The sequence below is a fragment of the Vibrio sinaloensis DSM 21326 genome, from assembly GCF_000189275.1.
Lineage (GTDB): Bacteria > Pseudomonadota > Gammaproteobacteria > Enterobacterales > Vibrionaceae > Vibrio > Vibrio sinaloensis.
On record NZ_AEVT01000117.1, the window covers coordinates 20,807 to 45,843 of the forward strand.

Consider the following 25,037-nt stretch of genomic DNA (forward strand, 5'->3'; position numbering starts at 1 on the left):
CAATGATATTCTCGAAATGAATAGAGTTTATGCTCTATTACATTCTTACTATCAAAGGACACGCTATGAAAAAAACGATTATATTGTCCGCTCTATCTACGTTAGTGCTTATGGGCTGCCAATCCGACGATTCAAAGGTCACCGATACTTCCAACGCAAGAGCGAACGACATCACTCAGACTAAACGCGAACTCGCACTAGAACTGAGCGAAAGTTACACCGAGGTAGAACCTCTACTCAGAGAACAAATTACCGCTCAAGACACCAGCGTAGCCGTTTCTGAGTTTGCCGAGATTAATCCCCTTTCACCATTTAGCCATCAATTGGTCGAAGCTGATGATCAAATTCGTAGCTGGAAGGGCATTACCGAATATGCTGATCAGATATTAGAAGTTCGCCTAGCAAACCCAGCGATGTTAGACGCATGGCAACAAGGAGATCTCGAACCACTGTTTGCATTTGAACCAAGTGGCGACGATGAGCAATGGCAATACATTGAAGCGTATGACGTGTATGGTCAACTTCATCAGCTTGATGTTTACCAGTTGCCTGATGTTCCAGTGCTCGTGGTTGATAGTAATAGCAGTGCCGAGCTCAAAGCAGGCTTACAAGCGATGCAAGCTGAGATGAACAAACTAGGCCAATCAACCCGAGTACAGCCTTTCCTCAGCACCCGCAGTAACGACGCTACATTCAGTACTCGTAGCTCTGGTGAGGTAGCCCCTATTCATACCACCCAACTGAAAAAGATTCGCTTAGCAAACGATCAAGAACCTTGGATTTCGGGCAAAGCTGAGATTTATGCCTTGGTGACAGGGGTAAACCCGAGTCGCGATGAACCGACTTTAGATCTGGTTGAATTACCTTACTTGGATTATGACAACCAAGATTACTACCCAAATCAAATCATGATTCATTGGTCTCGCTATCGTTGGGGCGCTGCTGATATCGTCATCATGGAGCAAGATGATGGTACCGACTATAAAAAACTCGCGAGTTTGTTGGTACAGGTTGCGGAAGAAGTCTTAAAGGCGATTCCTGATCCAGAGGTACAAGCCTACGCAATCATTCCGCAAATCACGAATAAGATCATCGCAGCCATTCCAGATGGTGTGCTAACCAACGATGACGACTTTGTTGATGTGTACTACACCATTATGCAAGATACCTCTTATGTCGATCACCCTGGGGCTGGGGTCAATGCAGTGGTAACGCTAGAGCCGCTAACCATTAACCCAACTCGCCCATAGAGGCCGAAACTAACGCTAGCCGCAGTATTCACTGCGGCTTTTTTATTCGCCTCATCACAAAAAATCTTCTCTGACTAAAAAAAACACGGCAGCCTTCTTTACTGTATAAAGAAACAGTATATACTGCACTTATATACAGTATTGTTCATTTAAACAGGTACAACTACATGCTGGCTCATCTAAGTGTTAATAATTTTGCAATTGTTAAGTCTCTACAGCTAGAGCTATCCAAAGGAATGACGACCATTACCGGTGAAACAGGCGCAGGTAAATCTATTGCGATAGACGCATTGGGTTTATGTTTGGGAGGACGCGCAGAAGCCAGCATGGTACGCCAAGGGGAAGAGAAAACCGAAGTCAGTGCTGCGTTTTCTCTCGAGAACAATATTCACGCAACTCGTTGGCTAGAGGATAACGATCTTCTCGATGGTTCCGACTGCATTTTACGTCGCATCATCAGTAAAGAAGGCCGTTCTCGTGCGTTTATCAATGGAAGCCCAGTTCCCCTTTCTCAACTAAAATCTCTTGGTCAGTTACTGATTAATATCCATGGTCAACACGCCCATCATCAACTGATGAAAGGTGACTACCAAATGGCTATGCTTGACCAATATGCCGGGCATACTAATCTTTTAAAAAGCACTCGCAATGCATACCAAAAATGGCGCCAAGCAGACAACAATCTAAAACAGCTAAAAGAAAACAGCGCTGCAAATTTGGCACAAAAACAATTGCTCGAATACCAAATCAAAGAACTCAACGAGCTGTCAATTGGTGAGGATGAATATGAAGAGCTTGAACAAGAACATAAAAGGCTGTCCAACAGCGGCGAGCTCGCCTCTACCTGTCAGCAAGCCATCGAACTTATTTACGAAGGCGAAGAAGTTAATGCGCTTGGTATTCTCCAATCAGCCAATCACTCCCTAATTCAACTAGCAGAGCTAGACGAAAAGCTAGCAGAGCTACCTAACATGGTCGCTGAGGCGATTATTCAACTGGAAGAAGCCAACAGCGAACTGCGTAATTACCTCGATAACATTGATGTCGACCCTGGGCGCATGGCCTATGTCGAAGAGCGCTTTTCTAAGGTGATGTCGATTGCCCGCAAGCATCACGTTATGCCTGAAGAACTGTTCCAGCATCACCAAGATCTCCTGGCACAAATTGAAGCACTGGATTGCTCGGATGAAAGACTTGATGCTCTCGAGCAAGAAGTCCAAGACAAGTATCAAGCCTTCTTAGGCGCTGCGGAAAAACTCCATAAATCGCGCGGTCGTTATGCCAAAGAGTTAAATAAACTGATCACAGCGAGCATGCATGAGCTAAGCATGGAAAAAGCCCAGTTCAGCATTGATGTGAATAACCAAGGCACTCACCCCTCTCCACTTGGAATGGACAGCGTATGCTTTGTTGTATCCACAAACCCTGGTCAACCGATGCAGCCTATCGCTAAAGTGGCATCGGGTGGTGAGCTATCGAGAATTTCGCTCGCCATTCAAGTTATTACCGCCCAGAAAGTCGATACTCCAAGTTTGATCTTCGATGAAGTTGATGTTGGTATCAGTGGCCCAACTGCCGCTGTAGTCGGCAAAATGCTGCGTAAATTGGGTGAATCGACTCAAGTACTGTGTGTTACCCACCTTCCTCAAGTTGCAGGTTGCGGTCATCAACAGTTGTTTGTCGCTAAACAAACTAAAGCGGGCAAAACAGAAACTCAGATGAACGTTTTAGATAATGATCAACGCGTTACAGAACTGGCTCGCTTACTTGGTGGTAGCCAAATCACCGATTCAACCCTCGCAAATGCCCGAGAACTACTGATTGCCGCTTAATCAACATCAATATGAGCAATTCGAGCCAAAGTTCCCTAAAACAAACTTTTTGGCTCGACTTTGCAACAAAACTCAAAAATCGCAGTCTGAAACAATTCAAAACCGCATGAGTTTTTTACATTGAGGCTCAGCTTGTTTATTATCGGCAAAGTTTAACTAATCTCAGTAGCAAGAAATTAAATATGCAACTTACAAAGTGGCTCATCGCTGTACCGCTCGCTATGTCTACACTGACAGGCTGTTCTTTATTAGAAAAGTTGGTTTATCGTATTGATATCAACCAAGGCAACTACGTTGAACAAGACGCGGTTGAGCAACTCAAATTTGGCATGACTAAAGAGCAAGTTCGTTATGTTATGGGTTCGCCAATGCTAGTTGAGAACGGCTACCCAGACACTTGGTATTACATCTACCATCACACAGAAGGTCACAATGACTCTGTGCAGAAAGATCTTATCGTTAACTTTAATGCTCAAGGCCAGCTTGTTGAAGTGAAAGGTGACTACCCAGCGAGCAAGGATTTCTTCGAGAGTATTAACTGATCGAAGCCGCGAAAGATTTAAAAAAGGTTGGCAATTGCCAACCTTTTTTGTATTCACACCCTAGTCTTCTTTGCGAAGCGGGTTCTTTTTGCCACCCGTGACCGGATCCGCAGCACCAGACGCTTTAGCCTGTTCCGCTCGTTTGCGACGAATTTCTTTCGGGTCTGCGAGAAGCGGACGATAAATTTCGATGCGATCTTTATCTCGCACTGTCGCATCTAATTTTACATTGCGACTAAAGACGCCCACTTTGTTTTTCTTTAAGTCAACTTCTGGATACTGTTCCAAAACTCCAGATTGCTGGATGATTTCCTCAACGGTCATCTCTTTGTTTACAACCAGTGTAAACACTCGCTGCTCTTGAGGCAGTGCATACACAACCTCAACATGAATCATGTCAGACTCAATACTCATAAGCTGGATACACCTGTTTTGCACGTTGAGTAAATGCGTTCACCATATTGTTCGTTAATTCATTGAAGACTTTACCAAAAGCCATTTCAATCATCTTGCTAGAAAATTCAAACTCAAGCTTCAATTCTACTTTACACGCTTGCTCATCAAGCGGAGTAAAGAACCAGCCTCCTTTAAGAGTTTTAAACGGGCCATCAACTAGGCTCATCATAATCGCTTCACCATCCACTAACGAATTCGAAGTGGTAAACGTTTTGCTGATCCCAGCTTTAGATACATCAACAGAAGCGACCATTGCATCTGAGCTCGATTCAATCACACGTGACCCTGAGCACCCTGGCAAAAACTCTGGGTAGCTAGCGACATCGTTAACCAGATTGAACATCTGTTCTGCACTAAACGACACCAAAGCAGAACGGCTGACTTGCTTCATATTGACTCCTCGTATCAATCGCTTGATCTTCAAGCTTGTGTGCAATTTTACTTTTATTTGCACTCAGCGCAAATAAAGGGATTTCCTAAGTTACTTCCTAGCCGTATAATGCAGCCATTATGGCAAAGAAAAAATCGAAACAGAAAGCGGGTAGCAATACCATCGCTGTCAATAAGAAAGCTCGCCACGAATACTTCATCGATGATGAAATTGAAGCTGGCATGGAGCTACAAGGCTGGGAAGTTAAGGCACTTCGTCAAGGCAAGGCTAACATCGCAGAAAGCTACGTATTTATGCGTGACGGCGAAGCTTTTGTCAGCGGTATGACCATCACTCCTCTTAATCAAGCATCGACTCACGTAGTGGCGAACCCAACGCGTGTGCGTAAACTACTAATGAGCCGTCGTGAGCTCGACAACCTGCTCGGTCGTATTAACCGTGAAGGCATGACACTAGCAGCGCTATCGCTCTACTGGTCTCGCTCTTGGGTTAAAATGAAGATTGGTGTCGCTAAAGGTAAAAAGCTGCACGATAAACGTACTGATCTTAAAGAAAAAGATTGGGCTCGCGAAAAAGCGCGCGTAATGAAGAGCTCACTGCGCTAATATTGAGCACTTAAACGCACAAGTCTAGACAGGTTATACTTTTCTGGTACTATGCGAAGAACACTTTGGGGCTGATTTAGGATTCGACAGGAATTTTGCAGTCTGAGGTGCATGCCGTGGGGCGGTTGGCCACGTAAAAAGCCGCAAAAAAATAGTCGCAAACGACGAAAACTACGCACTAGCAGCTTAATAACCTGCTCAGAGCTCTCTCGCCCTAGCTTCCGCACGTAAGACGGGGAATAACGAGAGATCAAACCCAAACGCGCTAGCCCGGATTCTCCCGCCTGAGAGATGAACGGCGAATTCTAATTCAGGATAGTCATTTACTGGCGTGTCGGTTCGCAGGTACTTGGTGAATTTAAAGATCGACTAAGCATGTAGTACCAATGATGAATGGTTTTTGGACGCGGGTTCAACTCCCGCCAGCTCCACCAAACGTTTGGAAAGGGCGATAACTCTCTGAGTTATCGCCCTTTTTGTTTATGTTATTTCTTACGTATTTCAGCAACGTTACTGAACGCAGACGTTTCTCCGGCCTCGTTGATGGCTTGTACCCGATACGCATAGTTTCCATTGGGGAGAGAACCAAACTCACTGTCTTCATAGTTGTTGCCCGGTAGAATGGTTCCATCAGACGGAATCGGTGAGAATGAGATTTGCCCTTTACGTTTCAACCCTCGTTCAACAATAAAGCCAGCCACAGCAACGGATGCATCGTAGCTCCAATTCAGCAATGCGCTATCACCGCTGCGAGTAACTTGAAGGTTGGTTGGCGCAGGGAAGTCTCCGGGTTCTGGTTCTGAGACAGTAGAATCAACGGTGACTCTGACCGTATTTGAGGTTGCTGAATTAACATTATTTTCAGCAATAACTCGATAACTGTATGTGCCTGGCTCTGTCAGATTGTCAGTATAGGTCGAAGCATCTTGAGCTAGCCCTTTAATAAGATTGAAGTCGACTTTTCCTCGGCGTTTAACACCGCGCTCTACGCGATACCCGGTCTCATTAGCTTGGTCATCCCAAGTCAACGTCACTGCCATGCCATCGACTGAAGCTGAAAGGTTAGGTGCGGTAAGTACGAATTGGTCAACGACCGTAATCTCCACACTCGCACTGTTCATTGCTCCCGCATCATCCGTGACAGTGAAAAAGACAGAGTAGTTACCCGGAGAGCTGTACGACTTGGTCGTAACATCGTCGATGGTAGTTAGCTCGCCCTCAACATCAGTACCTTGTGACGTACCATCACCAAAGTCCCACTCATAGTGTGCAATGAAACCGTCGATATCCATTGCATTACCGGTAAAGTCAATCGAAGCATTCAGGCCATAACTGGCTTGCTCAGGACTAACCGATATTGAAACACTTGGAAGGTCCGTTGTTGACTGAACAGTCATTGTTTCTGTATCACTGAGTCCGTCACTGTCGGTAACCGTTAAACTCACTTGGAAACTACCCGATTGCATATAGGTATGCGACACATTTTCTAGCCCCATACCCTGAGAGCTGTTGCCATCACCAAAGTCCCAGGCGTAATTTAGCGCACCCTCTTCAACATCGGAAGAAGCCGAGCCATCAAAGACAACTGGTGCATTGTAAGCGACGGGATTTGGTACCGCGGTGAAACTTGCTACTGGCGGGTTAAGATTGTTCAGATTAAGCGCGTAGCTGACTGAGGCAAACGCATCCACAAGGCCATGACCAAAAACGCTATCGTCACCTACCGCTCCAATATCAACAGCAGTGGAAAACAAGCCTGTTTCAATTTCATCTGGAGTAATAGCAGGGTTTGCCGCTACCATTAATGCCGCAATCCCAGCGGTTAAAGGGGAAGAAAATGACGTACCGCTATAGTAGACATAGCGATCGCTGGGGTAGGTTGTTAAGATCTCGACACCTGGAGCCGTAATGTCAACATAGTTACCCCAGCTAGAAAAACTGGCTCGATTGTCGTTCCTGTCTGTTGCTCCAACGCCAATAAAGCTCGTGTAGTCCGGGTAGTTGTGCTCTTGCCCACTATTGCCTGCGGACATAAATAACAAACCTCCGTTGGCTCTTAAGTATTGAGCAGCCGAGTCAATGGTCGCATATTGAATACCACCATAACTGAGGTTAACGATACGAGCCCCATTATCGGCCGCATATTCAATACACGTTGCCATGGTAGAAATGTATGCCGAACTGTTCGAGTCACTAATCGCGATTCGTACTGGTATAATGCCCACATCCCAATTCGCACCTGCGACGCCTCTCGCGTTATTACCAACCGCACCAAGTGTCCCTGCACTTCCCGTCCCATGGCCATTAGCATCGAAAATATAATCACTGTCATCTTGGGCATTGTAAGCAAGGCTAGTAATCAAGTTATCGGCTAAATCGGGGTGAGTAACATCGAACCCAGTATCACACACTCCAACCAGTACAGTGTGACTCCCGGTAACAAGGTCCCAAGCTAATTCGCTGTTCACATTGTCATGATGCCATTGGTCATTGAAAAAAGAATCATTAGGTGTTTTAGTCGGCGCAACAATGTAATCAGGTTCAGCAAATTCCACGTAACCGCTTTTATCTAGAATTTTAGCGATCGCTTTCTCTCGACCAGCATGCTCGAATGTGGCGATCACTACTTGGCTACCGACCAGCGTCCGCTCTGAAACCAGACCATGACTACGTAGCAAAGCATTTAACCCTTTCAGTTGGCTAGGCGTAGCATTCGCATTCAGTTTGTATAGGACTGTCGCAGGCCGAAATTCACCCTCCTCTTGTTGGGCGAATGCCAATACTGGAAGTGACAGTAATATCAAAATAAACATTTGTTTAAATTGACGTTCAATCCATTCAACTTGACACATAACCCGTCTCCTACGCTACACTTGGCCATTAAAATTAGTTTGGTCAATAAGAGAAAGTATGTAAAACCAAGGTGGTTTATCCCCTAAATTCAGTCAGACACACCCGATAGAGACAAAACGAGTAATCGTGGAATAAAGCCTTTTGAAATCAGGAAGATTACGGACTGTTGGGATCATTTATCACTAAGACATGCTGAGAGCTACTACTAAAGAGGCAAATTGAACACCAATACGGCTGGCAATATTTCATCTTTTAAAACAGTAAGTTTAACCGTTCTTCATCGCCTCACTGCGTATTCGCCCCTTCAATTATGAACTTTTTATGACAGTTCCTTTTAATCAACCAAAAGAGCAAGATTAAATCCAAAGTTGTAGAGCTATATGACCACCGACTATGTCAAACGGATCTCACCCGTCAATAACGTTTAACCGTTTGATAAGCGCAGAGCGCACGCGCTTTTTGACCGCCTTGGGCTTGTTGGCTCTGGAAGCACGTTCGATAACTCTCGGTGTACTGCTGAAACCTTTGGCTGGCTTCACTCTTTGGCAAATTTAATAGCTGATTGATGAAGGCACGAGAGCCCACTTCAAAATGCTGAGTATCAATTGGGCTGTTCCAATCCCCTCCCCAGATTAAAAAGCCGTGGTAAGCGAACAAATCAACCACGTCTTCCGCCATGCCCTGACGCTCAATTGGATTACGAGCACGAAACGAACGGCGGTTGACGTATTGCTTAGCCGACTGGGGAGGCTGAACTCGAATAACCCCATTCTCGTCGATCGCTAAGAATGGGTTTTGTACCGGGTTAATATCAATCGCAACACCATAGGCGTGTTTCGACCAGCTGGATCCACCCGTAATTGCGCGCGCGTTAAACGCACTTGAGTTATTGGCAGACATCGAAGCCGCATCATCCGCTTTAAACTCACGCATCAGACGCGCTGAATGCAAAGGAAAGTTTCGCTCACGCAGCTGGCTAAAGATCTGCTCGACAGCAGGCGCAACCACATCTAGCACAATCACACTTCCTTGCTTAACCTCTCCCTGGAAACTGACAAAATCAAAATCGACTTTCGCCAATCTCTCACAGCCCACGGGCGCGCCTTGTGGTAACACACCGGTCTTCGACATCATGTCGCACTGCCACTGCGAAATAGGTGCTACCGCGGCCATGCTCGCAGGCGTCAATAGCAAGGTGGTCATAATTAGGGAAGATAATTTCATTGCTCTATCTCGTGCTGGAATCATTTTGCGGCCAGTAAGCAGAATTCAAAATAGCCGATATACTCTAATCATATCAGCGATTAAGCGAGCTTAGCCATGCAAAACGAGCGCCCAATTACACTTGTTGCCTTAGACCATATCGTATTACGCACGACGGATTTGGCAAAAATGCTGCATTTCTATCAACACATATTAGGTTGCCGCTTAGAACGTGAACTGGCCGATTTGGGATTAACTCAACTGCGGGCAGGAAGTGCCTTGATTGATATTGTGACGTTTGACAGTGAACTGGGTAAGCTAGGAGGAAGCGCACCGCGTCAAGATGGTCGCAACATGGACCATTTTTGCCTGCAAGTCGCACCTTTCGTCGAACAAGAGATGCTCACCTACCTGTCTCAGCAAGGTGTTAAAGTGAGCGAGTTTGTCGAACGTTACGGTGCAGAGGGCTTTGGCCGCTCCCTGTATATTGAAGATCCAGAGGGCAATGTGGTTGAAATAAAGCCGGTTCTCGAATCAGGCTATTAATGTATAGGTGTAAGAATTAGAGCTCCATCAACCTTCGATGACTAGGTGCAGCGTATAGTAATTCGTCATTGTGTGATAAATCGACACTACGAGACGGATAACAGCATGTTGAACCAAGACCAGCTTACCCAGCTTAGAAAAAACCTTCACAAACACCCAGAGCTGTCTCATCAAGAGCGACAAACCGCGCAGCGAATTCGAACGCTGTTTAGTGATTTTAATTCCGATGAAGTCCATGAGAATCTTGGCGGGTATGGCTTAGCGTTTGTGTTTAACGGCTCTCAGCCCGGCCCAACAACCTTGATACGAAGCGAACTGGATGCACTACCGATCCAAGAAATCAATGACTTCGCCCACCGCTCGATCACCGATGGCGTATCACACAAGTGTGGCCACGATGGTCATATGGCGATTGTGTCAGCGCTTGGCGCTGTACTGAGTCAGCGCAAGCCCGTCAAAGGTCGAGTGATATTGTGCTTTCAGCCCGCAGAAGAAACTGGCGCAGGTGCCGTTGATATGGTCAACGACAGCAGATTCGCGCCATTAATCCCCGACTACGCATTCGCCTTGCACAACTATCCGGGCTTGCAACGCGGAAAAGTGGCGGTTAAACCCGGTACCTTCAATTGCGCCTCTCGCGGAATCGTCATTCAGCTTAAAGGGAAAACGTCGCATGCTGCCCATCCAGAAGATGGACTCAGCCCTGCACTCGCAATGTGTAAAGTGATTGAGAGTCTTAGCCAACTCCCACAGGCGGTTAAAGCTCAAGGAATAAAAGACCGATGCTGGGTGACGGTCGTGCATGCCAAGCTCGGTGAAGTGGCGTTTGGCACTGCGCCGGGTGAAGCGGTGGTCATGGCCACGCTGCGCAGCGAAACGAATCAGGGCATGCAAACACTGGTCGATCTGGCAGAGCACTGGGCCAATACCCACACCCAACAAGCTGGGCTACAAGTTGCAATCCACTATGATGATGTTTTTCAAGCCAGTGTAAATAGTGAAGAGGGATTTCAGCGCGTGGTCACGGCGTGTCGTAACACCGATACTCACTATCAGGTCATGGCTGACCCCATGCGCTGGTCAGAAGATTTTGGCCAGTTTACCGCAGTGGCAAAACAGGGAGCGATGTTCGCACTTGGCGCCGGTGAACTCTCACCTCAGCTACACAATCCAGACTACGACTTCGATGACTCCCTCATTCCTGTTGGTAAAGCGCTGTTTCTCGATCTCATTAAACAGATCAATGAACTAACCTAGAGGCGCCTCCCCCATCTGTTCACAACAAAGCCCTGAACAGGCAGGGCTTTGGCAAACATGTTAGCACTGAAAGAATCCCGCTAAGTTAACGCACAACGAACACCGAACACGGCGCATGACGGACGACTTTCGCGGCATTAGAGCCAAGTAAATAAGAGCGCAGTTTAGGTTTCGCTGACGCCATCACAATCGCATCAACATTTGATTGTTTGGCCAATGACACCACCTCGTCAAACACAACCCCATTACGGACAATGCTTTTTCCGCGATGCCCTTGTGGCACCAGTTGCTCTAGCATGGTCTGCACTCGGTCAAAGGCACTTTGATGCTGAGCGGTAAAGGCCTTGCCTGATGCGGTAGGGACCATACTGTGATGCACACGCGCATCATCGACGTACAGCATGTCGATGACGCCGTCTTCGGCAATCAGTTTTAAAGCCATTTCAACTTCGCGTTTTACCACTTCAGGGTAGGCTAAATCGACGGGCATTAAGATGCGTTGCAAACTCATATCAATCTACTCCCATCACTTTATTCGGCAGCCACATCACCACTTCGGGGAACAACATACAGGTGATAAGCACGCACAGCTTGAGCAAAATAAAAGGCAAAATGGAACGATAAATATCCATCATACTGACCCCAGGAGGCGCAATACCTTTGAGGTAAAAGAGTGCAAAACCGTAAGGCGGCGTCTGAACGGCAATCTCGATATTCAAGATCATTAAGATACCAAACCAAATCGGATCGTAACCTAGCGACACAACAATCGGCGTGAACAGCGGCGCACACATTAAAACGATAATTAGCTCATCAATAATGAAGCCAAGCAGCAGCATAATCACTTGCAATAAGATGATGACCCCAAGCGGAGGCAGACCGAGGTCTTGAGTAATTTGCGCCACCATGTTTTGCACACCACTGAGCATGTGGAAGTTACTGAACAGTGAAGCGCCCAAGATGATCCACATCGACACACTGACCAGCATGGCCGTTTCGAACCCAGACGATTTGAACATTTCAAAGCGAAAGCGCTTAAAGATGACCGCTAAAAGAATCGCGCCAACAACCCCTATCGCTCCTGATTCGGTCGGCGTCGCAATACCCGTAATAATACTGCCCAGTACCGCCACAATTAGCAGCAAAGAGAACATACCATCTCGCGCGGTACGCACTTTCTCTTTGCCCGTCATGGTGCTTTCACTGCCCGTGCCGAGTGGGGCTTTTTTCGGGTTGAGCTTACAACTGATGATGACGTAAGCAATCAGTAACGTGATTGAGATAAGCGCTGGAATAATCGCAGCCAAGAACATACGCCCGACTGAGTTTTGCGTCGTCGCCGCGTACATAATCATTGGAATACTCGGCGGGATCAAAATTCCCAGTCCACCTCCCGCCATGATCACCCCCAGTGCAAGGCGCTTATCATAGCCTCGCTCTAGCATAGGCTTTAGCGCGATACTGCCCGATGTCATAATCCCAGCGCCGATGATACCGACCATAGCACCAATCATGGAACACACACCGATCACACTGATCGCCAAGGATCCACGTAACCGGCCAATAACCATTTGACTGGCATTAAACATCGCATCACCAATCCCTGAGCGGGTCAGCAATTGGCCCATATAGATATATAAGGGGATGGCCAGCAAGATAAAGCTGAAGAAGTTACTTTCGATGGTAGTTGGAACTAGGTTGAAGATTCCTTCTCCCCAAGTCATATAACCCATTCCCATCGCGATACCACCCAGAGCAAGACCCACTGGCGCACCCAGCGCAAAACTGAATAAAATACAGCCAATCAGTAGCAGCGTTAAGACTTCAATACTCATGCATCCCCCGCTTGCTCAACGAAATTATCAGCAGATTCTTGCTGCTCATTTTCTGGTTCAATCAAGGCTTTACCCGTCACTACGTAGTAAAGGTCTTGAATCATGTCACTGGTGAACTGAACAATAAATGCCGTACACGCCACCATCATCATTACCCAAAAATGAGCCATGGAAGGTGCCCATTCAGATTGACGGCGATAGTTGAATTCGATCGCTTCTTCAAACTTGCCGAGCGCCATCATTGCCACAACAGAAAGAAAGAAAATCGCCAATGAATAAGAGGCTAAATTAAACAGCGAACGCACTCGCATTGAGACCGAGAGGTAGAGCACATCAACGTTGATGTGTGCTTTGTTTTGTTGGGCCAACGCGCCGCCGAGTGCTGCGATGTAACCAAACAAAAACAACGAGACGTCATAAGCCCAGATGGTTGGTTTTCCGAGCACATAACGGGAGAAAACTTCAAATGCTACGGTTGCTGCGAGTATTGGCATCAAGACTGATGCCGACACGCCCACCCAGTAGACTAAACGGTTTATTCCTAGGCAATAAGTGGCCAAAAGCTTACTTAACATATACGTCATCCCTGCCAGCAAAAAGGAAAAGGGGGCAAGCCCCCTAAGTTGGCCACTTCGCGCGTAATTCGACATCTACCCCAAGATTTGAACAACGCGAAGTAGTCAAATTTATCGTTAATTGTTTTGTACTATTTTGATCAAACGTTGACTGTATTTGTCAGAGTCTGCGTACTCACTCCAAAGCGAGCCTGCTGCATCGTTCCACTTAGCCACATCTTCAGCACTCGGTTCCGGGCTCCATTTCATGCCCTTCGCTTCCATATCCGCAATCGCTTGGGACTCCCACAAACGCGACTTGGTCATTTGCTCGCGAGCATGAACGGCACTGGCTGCACGAACAATGGCTTGTAGATCTTCAGGCAGCTTGTTCCATGCACTCTTGTTCACCACAATTGGCAGTGCCTGTGCACCAGCAATCGGTAAGCGGTACATGTACTTAGCCACTTCAACGTGGTTGCCATCGCGGTGGTCAATCAAGTTACTGCCGATAGAGCCATCAATGACACCGGTTGCCAAACTGGTGTAGATTTCACTCCAAGAAAGCGAGGCTGGAGATGCGCCAAGATTACGCAAGAACTTGCCGTACGCGCCCGGAGCTCGAATCTTCAAGCCTTTAAATTCTTCAACTGAGTTGATTGGCTCTTTGGTCAGTACATACACTGGCAATTGAATGTAAGGTTCTAACCAAACCAGATTCTGCTTGTCGTAGGCCTCTTCAAGAACTTCGCCCCAACCTTTCTCATGAAATAGCGCACTCAGCTCACCAACATCATCCGTCATGCCCGGTAAGCCAACTTCCACCACGCCAGCCGGGAACTCGCCCGCATGCATTGGTTGGAATGGCGCACCCATGGTCATCAGGCCAGATTTAACCGAGCCAAGTACTCCCGTTTGACCAACGCCCTCTCCGGCATACATCACTTGGACTGAAATGCGGCCATTCGACATCGATTCGATGTTCTCTGCAAAACTTTTGTATACCTCACCGTAAGCCGTTCCACGCGAATAGAGGTTTACAAAACGCCAGTTATGCTCGGCAGCAAAAGCTTGCGAGGCGGTAAACAGAGTGCTTGAAATGGCAAGTGCGTATCCGGCAACCATTTTTGTGACGCTTCTTTTGTGCAGCTTGCGTAGGGTTTTAAACATGAAATATCTCCTTGATGTATTCCTGTTTGCTCTGGCATCGCCAGTAACAGTATTGACGTGACGTATCGCTTCCTCGTTGTCACCTTGTTATGAATAATTACAATTCATTTACATTTATTAAATTCATATTTATCCACCTAAAGTTTTATGAGCGTCAAACCTTTTCATTTATGCTGCTTAACTATGCAAATCACCCTGTTCTTGAAACAAAAAAAGCAGCACATAAAGTGCTGCTAAAGCATGAACCCCTAGGGGCCTGAACAAACTAACAAGTATAGGGAAACTGTTTAAAACGGTGAGATTACAAGCCGTGGCAAAGGTATTTAATCTCTAGATAATCATCGATGCCGTACTTGGATCCCTCTCGACCACAACCCGACTCTTTAACGCCACCGAACGGGGCAACCTCGGTTGAGATTATGCCTTCGTTAATACCGACAATGCCGTATTCAAGCGCTTCACTAACCCGCCAAACACGACTGTGATTCTGAGTATAGAAATAAGCCGCAAGACCAAAAGGTGTGTCATTTGCACGACGAATCACATCTTGCTCATCATTGAAGCGGAACAACGTCGACACTGGGCCAAACAACTCTTGATGCGCAATATCCATCTCTTCTGTCACATTGGTCAATATTGTCGGTTGATAGTACTGCTTGCCTAGATTAGACACCTCGCCACCTAAGGCCAGTTGAGCCCCTTGAGCAATCGCGTTCCTCACCAAATCATCCACTTTATCGATCGCTTTTTGGTTAATCAGCGGACCAATTTCACTGCCTTCCACTAATCCATCACCAATCTTGAGAGCAGACACTGCTTCGGTATAGCGCTCAACAAACTGATCATAAATAGCATCATGAATATAGAGACGATTGGTGCAGACACACGTTTGGCCAGCATTGCGGTATTTGGAAATCAGAGCACCTTGAACCGCTTTGTCTAGATCCGCGTCATCAAAAACAATAAACGGGGCATTGCCTCCAAGCTCAAGCGATACCTTTTTCACCGTGTCTGCGGCTTGGCGTAAGATCAACTTACCAACCGGGGTCGAACCGGTGAACGAGACCTTACGAACCAGCGGGTGGCAACACAACACCTCCCCTACTTCAGCGGGTCTTGAGGTGGTTACCACATTGATTACGCCTTTAGGAATGCCCGCTTGTTCAGCCAGTGATGCCATTGCCAAAGCGCACAAAGGCGTATCTTCTCCTGGTTTGACGACAACAGTACAACCTGCAGCCAGTGCCGGGCCCACTTTGCGAGTAATCATCGCAACAGGAAAGTTCCAAGGGGTTATTGCACTAACAACACCAACAGGCTGCTTAAGGGTCATATAACGATTGTTTGGGTTGGCGGCTGGAATAACATCGCCATACATTCGCTTGGCTTCTTCACCAAACCACTCTATAAATGAGGCGCCGTACATCACTTCACCGTAAGCCTCTTGGTACGGTTTGCCTTGTTCACGGGTGAGCAGTTTCGCCAGCTCCTGTGCATTTTCAACGATGAGATCAAACCAACGTTTGAGTAATCCTGCGCGATATTTGGCTGTCGTGCCTCGCCATTCAAGAAAAGCGTCATGCGCCGCCTGAACCGCGGCTTCCGATTCGGCTTTTCCCATATCTGGTACGCTGGTAATCACTTCTCCCGTCGCTGGGTTAACGACATCGACTCGCTGGCCATCGTTGGCGTCAACCCACTCTCCGTTTATCCAACCATGGGATAGGACTAAATCTCTCATCACTTAAATTCCTACTGTTATAAATATTATCAACGTCAAAGATTAATCAATCAAAATCGCGCATAATCACCAAAACACATAACAAAATAATAACAAACAAGCGGCAGAGATAAATCTTCTCCGCTAAACATGAAGTTTTACGAGCCTAAAACAATGACTAAAAATCCTTCGCCTGTCGGTCAAATTGGTGACTACGAAATAAAACAACTCAAAATCTTTAAAGTCGTCGCTGATTGCGGTGGCTTTTCTGCTGCGGAAACGGAACTCAATATCAGCCGCTCCACCATCAGTATCCACATTTCCAATTTAGAGTCGCGTTTAAACTTGATTCTATGTCGGCGTGGACGCTCCGGTTTTGCCTTAACTGAAGAAGGCGTTGTGGTGTATGAAGCCACGGTGAAGCTATTGGGTGAGCTTGAAGATTTTCGAAACACCATCAACCACTTAGACATTCAACTTTCCGGAAGCCTCACCGTCTTGTTCAGTGACACCATTAGTTTAGATCAACGCGCAGGCATGCCTGCAGTGATTGGTAAGTTTTCAAAATTGGCACAAGAAGTCTATCTCACTGCGGAAGTCGCCCGTATGACGGAGATAGAAAGAATGGTGATGCAAGAGGAGGCCGATATCGGTTTTATTCCTTTTCATCGCGAGCTTGATGGTCTGGAATATGAGCACATCTATACCGACATCTGTTACTTGTATGCCAGCAAGAACAACCCGTTAGCGAAATTAAGCGACGTCGAGCTCACTGATGAAATCATTAACGGTTTCCCCGTCGCCTATGCTGGAATGAAAACTCAAGAGCGCATCAATGGTCATTTGGCCAACATGAACCTCAAAGCCACCGCATATAATTATGAATCTCGCATGGCACTGCTGTTGTCATCTCGCTTTATTGGTTATTTGCCGGAGCACTATGCCAAGCCTTATGTTGATTCTGGAGAACTGATCGCCATCGCACCAAGTCGTCGCTACTACCACTTGGAGATCATGGCGATCACCAAAAAGACCAATGCACTCAATAAAGTTCGCTCGTTGTTTATTAAAACCATGCGAGACCACTATCGCAAAAAGAGCGGTTAACTCTTCTCAGCGAGACTACCGAGCAACAAAAAAGCCTGACACCTAAGTGTCAGGCTGTATCACTCTCAATGTTTTCAAGTTCAAGTACTAAGCGACTTGAGATACATCAGTATCTGCTTGTAAGCCTAACTTATCGGCGATTTTATCGCAGATGTAACCACCGATAGGAATGGCAGACGTCGCTGCAGGTGAAGGTGCATTGCAGACATGTAAGCTGCGCGCACTTTCTGCAAACAAGAAATCATGGACCAAGGTGCCGTCTTTTAATACAGCTTGGGCACGAATGCCTGCTGGATAAGGTTCAAGATCCTCCAGTTTGATTTGCGGGCAGTACTTATTCACTAGCTTTAAGTAGCCTGGTTTCCACCAAGAGTTTTTCGTTTCAATCAACCCAGTTTTGAGATGCTTAGCCGATACCTTCCAAAAACCAGCAAAGCTGATCATGTCGAGTACATCTCTTAGGTTGAAGTTTATTTTGCCGTAGCCTTCCCGTTTCCATCCCTGAACCGCATTCGGCCCTACCGTCACCGAGCCATCGATCATACGTGTTAAATGAACACCTAAGAACGGCAGATCAGGATCGGGAATCGGATAGATAAGGTGATTGACGATGTTGTTGTATTTTTCTGGTAAACGGTAATACTCCCCACGATAAGGAACGATTTGAAAATCCGTTTCGATCCCCATCATGCGGGTTAAGCGATCCGCCATAAGTCCGGAGCAGACCACCAAAAACTGACCATCAAAGTGGATAGCCTCTCCATTTCGCTGGCCTGTAATGGATACCTTCAGCTCAGACTCAACGAGCTTGGTGACTTCTGTATTAAGTTGAATGGAGCCACCGGCATCAATGAACTCTTCAGCCATCTTTTCAGTGACTTGACGATAGCTGACAATACTGGTGGTGGAAACGGCGATAGCGCCTAAGCCGACGATGTTGGGTTCACGACGTTTGAGCTCTTGCTCATCAATCAGCTCAACATCCAAGCCATTATGCTGACAGCGCTCATATAAAGCTTGCATACGTTCAACTTCTTGTTGGGTAGTCGCGACTAGGAGCTTGCCACAATTTTCGACCGGAATACGATGCTTGGCGCAGAACTCAGTGGTTGCTGCTACCCCAGCTTTACAAAATTCGGCTTTCAGGCTTCCCGGTGCATAGTACACTCCAGCGTGGATCACCCCACTGTTGTGGCCAGTTTGGTGATGTGAAAAGCCCGATTCCTTTTCAATCAATAAGATCGATTTATCAGGGAAACGGCTTTGTAACTGCCATGCGGTAGACACCCCAACAATGCCCCCACCGATTACGATGTAGTCATACATTTTTTCCACGCTTACGTGCTCCTTCACTTTCTTAATTGTAGTTATACCTAAACCACCTCAATAGGCCGATTGAGCAATAAACGTGGTTTAGGTATAAATCAGCGGCGTTACCCATATACAGTAAGGCCGCTGTAGGCAGTATTCAGTTTGACGATCGTTATCTAGCGAGTGAAGTGACCGCGCTGTCTTAGTAGCTCACGCTTAAGTCCTTGGTGTGCGACAAATTTATCACGACCATGGAGCCAGCAATGGTTTTGCACCACTAACATGCTGCCTACATTAACTCGAACGTTAAAGCAGTGGCTATCACTCTCTAGTGACTCACTCATTTGATGCAGATAAAGCCCTTGTTGCATGTTCTGCGGTTGAGCAAATTGGTCGATAAACAACATGTGCGGCTTGCCATTTTTGTCCTCTTCAAAGAACACTGGATGTTCTATGGTGTAGCCAACATTTTTGCTTGGAGGTGCGCCCCAAACGATGTTTTGCTTAGCCATTGGGTGGTGATAAAAGCGCTCCAGATCTTGCCAGTCGTCCACGTGTAGCAGCAAAGAATCGCCCATCTGCATATTCTTTTCGTCCATCTTCATCATCAAGACAAAATCGGTGCGTTCATTTACGTAGGTGCCATCATTGTGTAGCTCCATACGACGATGAGCTTGACGCAAATAACTATCGCTGTTGTCCTCGTTTTTTACTGTGAAGCGTGCGTAGTATTTGCCATACATGGCATCAAAGTTAGGGATACCGATAAGGTGCGAAATCGCAGTCGATAAAATAACAAAGAAGTCACGCTGTGCATCACTGTCTTCAAAAGACGCTCTAGCCTGCTCTGAAGGTTCAAGTAAGAAAGCGCCTGTCTCACGATCGTCCATCGTTTCAACCAAGAACTTACCCAACTGATAATCGCATGCTTTATCGAGAGCATCAGCAACGGCGAAACGCAGAAACGGCTTATATTCCAAAGATTGAAGACTGTGTTGTTGAATCGATTCGGCAAACACATCTAAGGTTTCTTTCGCCAATGTGACGACCTGAAGTCGTGGGTTCTCAGGATGCAAAGAGATGGTAAATCCGCAACGCTCTTCCACGTTCTGATTGAACACCTTAGCAATATTCATGATTTCATTTCCTTATGTTGGCTGAGCAGTAATACTGCCTTTCACGTTATTTATTCGTTGTTTTCACTAAGCGCCGCGGCTTGAGTTAACAAAACTATAACGATTGCAGGGCTATATTAACAATATATGGTATATATAGTTTCCATAACCAAAATAGATGGCGTAAAAAATGGACTTAAAGCGACTGCACTATTTCAACCAGTTAGCCAAGACTGGAAACTTCACCAAAGCTGCAGACCAGCTCGGCATTGCACAATCGGCCCTTAGCACCAGCATAAAAAAACTTGAACATCAATTGGGTTTAAAACTGATCAATCGCACAGAGAGGCAAATGAGCCTAACTGCTGAAGGTCAGGTATTGCTACGCCATGCAAGAATCATTTTGGAAGACGTCGAACAGGCTGAAAAAGAGCTGCAAGAGCTGAAAGGTTTATCCAGTGGTGTGATTCACTTTGGTTCACCTGCCATGCTTGCCTCATACTTCCTTCCTGATGCATTAGAAAAATTTAAGAAAACCTACCCCGGCATTCAGATTAAGATTCATGAGGCAGGCACGGCGACCTTGGCACAAATGTTGGTCAATGGTGAGCTTGATTTAGCCTTAATTCGCGGCGATCGAGAGCACGAACAGATTAGACAAACCTTATTGGTTGAGGATCAAATCGCGGCTTGTGTTCCCATAGAGCACCCATTTGCCCAGCGGCAAAGCATCAGTTTAGAAGAGCTGTGTCAGCAACCACTCGTTCTGTTCAAAAATGGTTATTTCTTGCGAGAAACTGTGAACAGCTACTGCCAGCAAAACAAGATTACTCCGCAAGTACATTTTGAAACCAACTTACCTGAATTACTAAAATCTATGGTTCGACGCCAAGTCGGTATCGGTACTTGTTTACCCATCTTAGTCGCAGACGATCCTCAGCTTAAGGCCGTTCCCTTTGATCCGCCAATCCCACTTCCATTGGGAATTGGCTGGAAATCGAGCCATTACCTGTCCACGGCAGCAAAAGCCTTTGTCAGTTTTCTGCAGGGGGCTCTCAATCAAGCCAGTGAAGAGAAAGTTTGATGGCGCTAAACCTTTATATTTATCCGGGATGATTTTAACGCCCTAAGACCACCGATAACATCTCTGCAACATTAACAACCGCAGAGCTTGTCGAACATGAAAACGAAAGTCAGTTACGATGCCTTCTGGATGCCATTTACCGCTAACCGCGATTTCAAACAGAACCCTCGTATTATCAATCGCGCCGAAGGCATGTATTGCTATTCGGATCAAAATACCCAGTTGTTAGATGCCACCGCTGGCCTGTGGTGTGTTAACGCAGGTCATGGGCGAACTGAGATCGGTGAAGCCATGGCAAAGCAGGTCGCTGAGCTTGATTACAGCTCCCCGTTTAACTTTGGCCACGATATTGGTTTTGAGTTTGCCGAGCGTCTAGTGAAATACACACCACCAGGACTTAACAAGGTATTCTTTACCAACTCTGGCTCTGAGGCGGTAGAAAGCGCATTAAAGATCGCCCTCGCCTACCAACAGGCGAAAGGCAACACCAGTAAATTCAAACTGATTGGCCGCGAACTGGGCTATCACGGGGTGAACTTTGGCGGCATTTCAGTGGGGGGCCTAACACCAAACCGCAAAGGCTTTGGCCCCCTATTGCAAACCGATCACTTAGATCACACCTTAGACATAGAACGCAATGCATTTAGCCACGGCTTGCCCGTGTACGGAGTCGAAAAAGCGGAACAATTAGAGCGCTTAGTTCAATTCCACGGAGCAGACTCAATCGCCGCGGTCATTGTTGAGCCAATCTCAGGCGCTGGTGGTGTTATTCTGCCACCGAAGGGCTATTTGCGTCGTCTACGTGAAATTTGTACTCGTCATGATATCGTGCTGATCTTCGATGAGGTCATTACTGGCTGGGGACGTTTGGGAGCCGCTTTTGCAGCGGAAGAGTTCGATGTAGTGCCGGATCTTATTACATCTGCAAAAGGCATCAGCAGTGGCGTCGTGCCTTTAGGTGCTGTATTCGCCCAAGACCACATCTACCAAACCGTGGTCAATAACGCCCCAGAAGGTAGCGTTGAGTTTTTCCATGGTTACACCTACTCAGGTCACCCCGTAGCTTGTGCCGCAGGCTTGGCTACCTTGGACATTTACGAGAAAGAAGGTCTACTCACTCGTGCCAGTGGTGAGATTGGCCAGTACTTTGAACAAGGGCTACACTCCCTGAAAGGTACCGGCTCTATTGTCGATATTCGCAACTATGGGTTAATTGGTGCCGTTCAGTTCGACCAGCCTGCTCATGGCAAGCCTATCGGCTTCGACATTCTTAAGCGTTGTTACGACAAAGGGGTAATGGTCCGCAGTATGGGCAATACGATTGCACTCTCACCACCACTGATCATTGAAAAACAACACATTGACCAAATCGTCGATGTGCTTGGTCAAGTCGCCAAAGAGCTGCCAACGGACTGAAAATCGAGCCAGTGACTCAACCGCGCAAAATAAAAACGCCCCTTTGGGGCGTTTTTTTACTATTGGCTATACAGGCTTCGAACAGGTTCTGGCTCGGTGTAATCAATCCACTCACTCGAAGAAAGCTGATCAATTTGTTCTTGGCTCCCAGAGACAACCAATACCTGCTGATTGGGTAAAAAGTCCACAACTTCGAGCTGGTGCTGGGCAATCAGGTCTCGTGTTTGCGCCTCTTTGCCAGAAAAATATTTAACAAAGAATCTTGATGGTTGACGCTCTGCCTCAACAACTCGCTCATCCACCGGAGGAAACGCTGAGTTATCCGCGACACTCAGGAAAGTCACACCACCAAATGAAGCCAGTAAGGCAACGCTCATTAGAAGAGACTTTTTCATAGCGACTCCTTATTGAAAGGACAAAGTCCAGCTGTTAATCGTGCCCGTATCTTGTCGAGCACTATCGACCGCTTTTAGTACCCAGTTGCCTTGAGACTCAAAACCACCGAAATCGACTTGGTAGCTGGTTTTGATATCCTGCGCTGAGCCACCAGCGTTATCATGCAGCACCACTTGACCTCCTGTAGGAGAAGTCAACGTGAGTTTAATATCGCCAATATAGCTGTGGCTGATGTCGACATCAATGCTGACTATGCCTGAATCACCGGTACGTGAAACCTCAATATCACTGCTTGCGCCTACTGCACTATTATCTGGAATCGCAACAGCACGATCGCTACTGTAAGTTGCTGGAGTTTGACCACCTTGGTCGCTGCCATTATGGCTTGCCGTTAGCGTCGCGCCTGAGTACGCCGTGTAACCATCAATCAGTACTTGGTATGTTCCTGCTGAGGAAACGTCTAAAGTACAGCTCTCGTTATTGCCACCTTGCCATGATCGACAGTCATAAGTACGCGTCGTTGGGGCCCCCTCAAAGCGCACATACATATCAGCGTCGCCATCACCACCGGCAAGCGTAAAGCTCACTTGAGTTGCATCCGCTGGCACGTCAAAAGTAAACAGAGAAGCTGACTTTGAAGCACCGGATAGTGGCCCTTTTGCCACGCCATTTTCTAACACGTTATCATCTTGACCACCGTCCGGACCATTACAACCAGCATCGAGGTATGTCTTAGCCGCATCGGCATTGACTAAACCATAACCGGTACGGTTGTCACGTCCTGCAACGTCAATGTCGGTTGCGCTGGCTGTCAAAGCTTTACGCACTTGCTGCGCGGTACAGGTTGGGTGGTAACTCCAAACAAGCCCAGCAACACCTGCAACATGCGGCGTCGCCATTGAAGTACCGTTGTAGTATTCGTAATCTTCGCCCGTCGTCGTGGATACTGTGACTTGTTGGCCGATTTGACCCGCTAGCTCCAAACCGAACTCACGATCTACCGTGACGGACACTAAGCGATAACGGTCATAGTCATCCAGTACAAACGGATTCTGTAGGCCTGGAAGATCTTGATTACTGTACACGATAGCGGCTTTTGCACCGGCGTTGTAACACGCTTTCACCGGGTCAATTTCAGGACGAACGCCTGTGCGTTGATTTTCAATTCGCTCCGTTAAACACACTTTGTCGCTCATGTCGCCACAGTTATAACGACCGGATGAGATATCACACGCAGCCAGTGCCCCGGTGATAGTACCTGCGATAGGATCAGACACATAGCTGCCCGTAGTTTTACTCTTACGATTATGTGGCACGACACCACGAGCAAAATTGCTCACACCGCCAATAGTAATATCAGATAACACACCTTCACCGACTGTGACAGTCGACAGAACCGCAACACCCGGAGCTGCAATATCAACTTGGTCCGTCGCTTGAGAGAACGCCGCATGATCACTATTGGTATCAACCGCAGCCACCGACATAACAGCATCGTAAGACGCTGGGTAGCTGTGCGCGGTATTACCTGAGTTACCTGCCGCCGCAATCAATAGCACACCTTGATCATACAGATCTTGCAATGCATTTTGTTCAGTGCGGCTCGATTGGCTACCCCCTAAGCTCATGTTGACGACGTCGGCGTTGTTGTCAGCACACGTTTGGATTGCCTTTACTAAGCTCGATGAGTAACCCCAACCAGATTCATTGAACACTTTAACAATGTGCAAATTCACATTTTGATTGGGCATGACCCCTTTAACACCTTCAGTGTTGGCAATCGCCGCGATGGTACCCGCGACGTGTGTCCCGTGAGCATTGTTGTTGCCCGGAGAGCTCCAAGATCCGGTACCGCTGTCATTGGTACCCGAGACTCGGTTACCACTCAAATCATTGTGGCTCAGATCGTAGCCCGAATCGATAATACAGACAGTGCGATTTCCGGCGTTGTCATCGCTAAGCAGTTGGGCATTTACGGCATTAAATCCCCAAGGAGTGGTCTCACTTAAAAGGTAACGCGGGGGATCCACTTCAACGTACTCAACTTGTGCGTTACTGCGCAGACTAGACAACTCGCTATCGTCGACCTCGACACTGTAGACGGTGTCAGAGCCAAGCTGCTCGACTTCTCGCGCTTGAACCGCATTCAGTACACTTGTCCGTGCTTCGCTCGGTGTCATAAGGGCTTCGCCCGAGCGGGAGAATGGCACTGGCGCATCCTCTTTAAACTTAACAATGTACTTGGTTGGCAGATCTGCCTCGTTGAAGCCCATCAAAGGCGCTGCGTTTGCTACTGACGCGCCAGTTATCGCCACTGCGATGGTTGAGAGTGTAAATAACCCTCTGGTTTTACTCGTTATGTTATGCATCTGCTCGTTTCCTTATTGAGCTATT

General features: G+C 47.1%; 22 protein-coding genes and 1 other RNA gene. 10 read left to right on the forward strand and 13 right to left on the reverse strand.

Annotated elements, in window-relative coordinates; translation table 11 throughout:
• The first annotated feature begins 65 nt into the window (after positions 1-65).
• The 3 genes from RH45_RS20655 to bamE all read left to right on the forward strand — a co-directional run bounded on the left by RH45_RS20655 (position 66) and on the right by bamE (position 3,624).
• Entirely contained in the window at positions 66-1,250 is a 1,185-nt protein-coding gene (locus tag RH45_RS20655; protein ID WP_008081116.1) for a DUF3103 domain-containing protein, read from the forward strand.
• Positions 1,251-1,417: 167 nt separating this feature from the next.
• Positions 1,418-3,082 (forward strand): DNA repair protein RecN, encoded by a 1,665-nt coding sequence (gene recN / locus RH45_RS20660; protein ID WP_008081117.1) that lies wholly within the window; start codon positions 1,418-1,420, stop codon positions 3,080-3,082.
• A gap of 182 nt (positions 3,083-3,264) precedes the next feature.
• Complete coding sequence (gene bamE, locus RH45_RS20665) at positions 3,265-3,624, forward strand: outer membrane protein assembly factor BamE (RefSeq protein WP_008081118.1); 360 nt, start codon at positions 3,265-3,267, stop codon at positions 3,622-3,624.
• Between the two features lie 60 nt (positions 3,625-3,684).
• Here the strand turns inward: bamE and RH45_RS20670 are convergent, their stop codons facing one another.
• Both RH45_RS20670 and RH45_RS20675 read right to left on the reverse strand, forming a co-directional pair.
• A complete protein-coding gene (locus RH45_RS20670) occupies positions 3,685-4,038 on the reverse strand; it encodes an RnfH family protein (RefSeq protein ID WP_008081119.1) in 354 nt (117 codons plus the stop codon).
• Positions 4,028-4,471, reverse strand: a complete 444-nt coding sequence (locus RH45_RS20675) for an SRPBCC family protein (protein ID WP_008081121.1) — start codon at positions 4,469-4,471, stop codon at positions 4,028-4,030. The genes RH45_RS20670 and RH45_RS20675 overlap by 11 nt, the downstream gene beginning before the upstream one ends.
• A 119-nt stretch (positions 4,472-4,590) precedes the next feature.
• Here RH45_RS20675 and smpB point away from each other — a divergent pair, with 119 nt between their 5' ends.
• Positions 4,591-5,076 (forward strand): SsrA-binding protein SmpB, encoded by a 486-nt coding sequence (gene smpB, locus RH45_RS20680; protein WP_008081122.1) that lies wholly within the window; start codon positions 4,591-4,593, stop codon positions 5,074-5,076.
• Between the two features lie 67 nt (positions 5,077-5,143).
• Positions 5,144-5,510: a transfer-messenger RNA gene (gene ssrA / locus RH45_RS23070) on the forward strand.
• Between the two features lie 51 nt (positions 5,511-5,561).
• On the opposite strand, the gene RH45_RS20685 is transcribed toward ssrA, so the two are convergent.
• Together RH45_RS20685 and RH45_RS20690 are read right to left on the reverse strand one after the other, a co-directional pair.
• Complete coding sequence (locus RH45_RS20685) at positions 5,562-7,928, reverse strand: S8 family serine peptidase (RefSeq protein ID WP_008081124.1); 2,367 nt, start codon at positions 7,926-7,928, stop codon at positions 5,562-5,564.
• Positions 7,929-8,343: 415 nt separating this feature from the next.
• Positions 8,344-9,153 (reverse strand): M15 family metallopeptidase, encoded by an 810-nt coding sequence (locus tag RH45_RS20690; protein ID WP_039959031.1) that lies wholly within the window; start codon positions 9,151-9,153, stop codon positions 8,344-8,346.
• Positions 9,154-9,249: 96 nt separating this feature from the next.
• Here RH45_RS20690 and RH45_RS20695 point away from each other — a divergent pair, with 96 nt between their 5' ends.
• A complete protein-coding gene (locus RH45_RS20695; protein WP_008081128.1) occupies positions 9,250-9,678 on the forward strand; it encodes a VOC family protein in 429 nt (142 codons plus the stop codon).
• Positions 9,679-9,783: 105 nt separating this feature from the next.
• Positions 9,784-10,935 (forward strand): amidohydrolase, encoded by a 1,152-nt coding sequence (locus RH45_RS20700; RefSeq protein ID WP_008081129.1) that lies wholly within the window; start codon positions 9,784-9,786, stop codon positions 10,933-10,935.
• Between the two features lie 85 nt (positions 10,936-11,020).
• Here RH45_RS20700 and RH45_RS20705 read toward each other — a convergent pair whose 3' ends face one another.
• The 5 genes from RH45_RS20705 to RH45_RS20725 form a co-directional block, all read right to left on the reverse strand.
• Complete coding sequence (locus RH45_RS20705; protein ID WP_008081131.1) at positions 11,021-11,446, reverse strand: universal stress protein; 426 nt, start codon at positions 11,444-11,446, stop codon at positions 11,021-11,023.
• A gap of 1 nt (position 11,447) precedes the next feature.
• Positions 11,448-12,770, reverse strand: coding sequence for a TRAP transporter large permease (locus RH45_RS20710; protein ID WP_008081133.1), 1,323 nt, complete (start codon positions 12,768-12,770; stop codon positions 11,448-11,450).
• Positions 12,767-13,345 (reverse strand): TRAP transporter small permease subunit, encoded by a 579-nt coding sequence (locus RH45_RS20715; protein ID WP_008081134.1) that lies wholly within the window; start codon positions 13,343-13,345, stop codon positions 12,767-12,769. The genes RH45_RS20710 and RH45_RS20715 overlap by 4 nt, the downstream gene beginning before the upstream one ends.
• 117 nt (positions 13,346-13,462) lie before the next feature.
• Positions 13,463-14,494, reverse strand: a complete 1,032-nt coding sequence (locus RH45_RS20720; RefSeq protein ID WP_008081136.1) for a TRAP transporter substrate-binding protein — start codon at positions 14,492-14,494, stop codon at positions 13,463-13,465.
• Between the two features lie 301 nt (positions 14,495-14,795).
• Positions 14,796-16,235: an NAD-dependent succinate-semialdehyde dehydrogenase gene (locus tag RH45_RS20725; protein ID WP_008081139.1), complete on the reverse strand. Its 1,440-nt coding sequence runs from the start codon at positions 16,233-16,235 to the stop codon at positions 14,796-14,798.
• 153 nt (positions 16,236-16,388) lie between these two features.
• On the opposite strand from RH45_RS20725, the gene RH45_RS20730 reads away from it, so the two are divergent.
• Positions 16,389-17,321, forward strand: a complete 933-nt coding sequence (locus RH45_RS20730) for a LysR family transcriptional regulator (protein WP_008081140.1) — start codon at positions 16,389-16,391, stop codon at positions 17,319-17,321.
• Positions 17,322-17,408: 87 nt separating this feature from the next.
• On the opposite strand, the gene lhgO is transcribed toward RH45_RS20730, so the two are convergent.
• Both lhgO and glaH read right to left on the reverse strand, forming a co-directional pair.
• Positions 17,409-18,656 (reverse strand): L-2-hydroxyglutarate oxidase, encoded by a 1,248-nt coding sequence (gene lhgO, locus RH45_RS20735; protein ID WP_008081142.1) that lies wholly within the window; start codon positions 18,654-18,656, stop codon positions 17,409-17,411.
• Between the two features lie 152 nt (positions 18,657-18,808).
• Positions 18,809-19,768 (reverse strand): glutarate dioxygenase GlaH, encoded by a 960-nt coding sequence (gene glaH, locus RH45_RS20740; RefSeq protein WP_008081144.1) that lies wholly within the window; start codon positions 19,766-19,768, stop codon positions 18,809-18,811.
• A gap of 169 nt (positions 19,769-19,937) precedes the next feature.
• Between glaH and RH45_RS20745 the strand changes: the two genes are divergently transcribed.
• Together RH45_RS20745 and RH45_RS20750 are read left to right on the forward strand one after the other, a co-directional pair.
• Positions 19,938-20,831 carry a LysR family transcriptional regulator gene (locus RH45_RS20745; protein ID WP_008081146.1) on the forward strand — a complete coding sequence of 298 codons (894 nt, stop codon included), beginning with the start codon at positions 19,938-19,940 and terminating at the stop codon, positions 20,829-20,831.
• A gap of 96 nt (positions 20,832-20,927) precedes the next feature.
• Positions 20,928-22,247: an omega-aminotransferase AptA gene (locus tag RH45_RS20750; protein ID WP_008081148.1), complete on the forward strand. Its 1,320-nt coding sequence runs from the start codon at positions 20,928-20,930 to the stop codon at positions 22,245-22,247.
• Positions 22,248-22,306: 59 nt separating this feature from the next.
• On the opposite strand, the gene RH45_RS20755 is transcribed toward RH45_RS20750, so the two are convergent.
• Positions 22,307-22,642: a hypothetical protein gene (locus tag RH45_RS20755; protein WP_008081150.1), complete on the reverse strand. Its 336-nt coding sequence runs from the start codon at positions 22,640-22,642 to the stop codon at positions 22,307-22,309.
• A 9-nt stretch (positions 22,643-22,651) separates the two neighbouring features.
• The gene (locus RH45_RS20760; protein WP_008081152.1) at positions 22,652-25,012 is read right to left on the reverse strand and encodes a S8 family serine peptidase; all 2,361 of its coding nucleotides are present in this window, start codon (positions 25,010-25,012) and stop codon (positions 22,652-22,654) included.
• Positions 25,013-25,037 lie beyond the last annotated feature (25 nt).

Coding starts and splice junctions, on each gene's coding strand:
- RH45_RS20655 (WP_008081116.1), top strand. CDS start 66: ATGAAAAAAACGATTATATTGTCCGCTCTATCTACGTTAGTGCTTATG.
- recN (WP_008081117.1), top strand. CDS start 1,418: ATGCTGGCTCATCTAAGTGTTAATAATTTTGCAATTGTTAAGTCTCTA.
- bamE (WP_008081118.1), top strand. CDS start 3,265: ATGCAACTTACAAAGTGGCTCATCGCTGTACCGCTCGCTATGTCTACA.
- RH45_RS20670 (WP_008081119.1), bottom strand. CDS start 4,038: ATGAGTATTGAGTCTGACATGATTCATGTTGAGGTTGTGTATGCACTG.
- RH45_RS20675 (WP_008081121.1), bottom strand. CDS start 4,471: ATGAAGCAAGTCAGCCGTTCTGCTTTGGTGTCGTTTAGTGCAGAACAG.
- smpB (WP_008081122.1), top strand. CDS start 4,591: ATGGCAAAGAAAAAATCGAAACAGAAAGCGGGTAGCAATACCATCGCT.
- RH45_RS20685 (WP_008081124.1), bottom strand. CDS start 7,928: ATGTGTCAAGTTGAATGGATTGAACGTCAATTTAAACAAATGTTTATT.
- RH45_RS20690 (WP_039959031.1), bottom strand. CDS start 9,153: ATGAAATTATCTTCCCTAATTATGACCACCTTGCTATTGACGCCTGCG.
- RH45_RS20695 (WP_008081128.1), top strand. CDS start 9,250: ATGCAAAACGAGCGCCCAATTACACTTGTTGCCTTAGACCATATCGTA.
- RH45_RS20700 (WP_008081129.1), top strand. CDS start 9,784: ATGTTGAACCAAGACCAGCTTACCCAGCTTAGAAAAAACCTTCACAAA.
- RH45_RS20705 (WP_008081131.1), bottom strand. CDS start 11,446: ATGAGTTTGCAACGCATCTTAATGCCCGTCGATTTAGCCTACCCTGAA.
- RH45_RS20710 (WP_008081133.1), bottom strand. CDS start 12,770: ATGAGTATTGAAGTCTTAACGCTGCTACTGATTGGCTGTATTTTATTC.
- RH45_RS20715 (WP_008081134.1), bottom strand. CDS start 13,345: ATGTTAAGTAAGCTTTTGGCCACTTATTGCCTAGGAATAAACCGTTTA.
- RH45_RS20720 (WP_008081136.1), bottom strand. CDS start 14,494: ATGTTTAAAACCCTACGCAAGCTGCACAAAAGAAGCGTCACAAAAATG.
- RH45_RS20725 (WP_008081139.1), bottom strand. CDS start 16,235: ATGAGAGATTTAGTCCTATCCCATGGTTGGATAAACGGAGAGTGGGTT.
- RH45_RS20730 (WP_008081140.1), top strand. CDS start 16,389: ATGACTAAAAATCCTTCGCCTGTCGGTCAAATTGGTGACTACGAAATA.
- glaH (WP_008081144.1), bottom strand. CDS start 19,768: ATGAATATTGCTAAGGTGTTCAATCAGAACGTGGAAGAGCGTTGCGGA.
- RH45_RS20745 (WP_008081146.1), top strand. CDS start 19,938: ATGGACTTAAAGCGACTGCACTATTTCAACCAGTTAGCCAAGACTGGA.
- RH45_RS20750 (WP_008081148.1), top strand. CDS start 20,928: ATGAAAACGAAAGTCAGTTACGATGCCTTCTGGATGCCATTTACCGCT.
- RH45_RS20755 (WP_008081150.1), bottom strand. CDS start 22,642: ATGAAAAAGTCTCTTCTAATGAGCGTTGCCTTACTGGCTTCATTTGGT.
- RH45_RS20760 (WP_008081152.1), bottom strand. CDS start 25,012: ATGCATAACATAACGAGTAAAACCAGAGGGTTATTTACACTCTCAACC.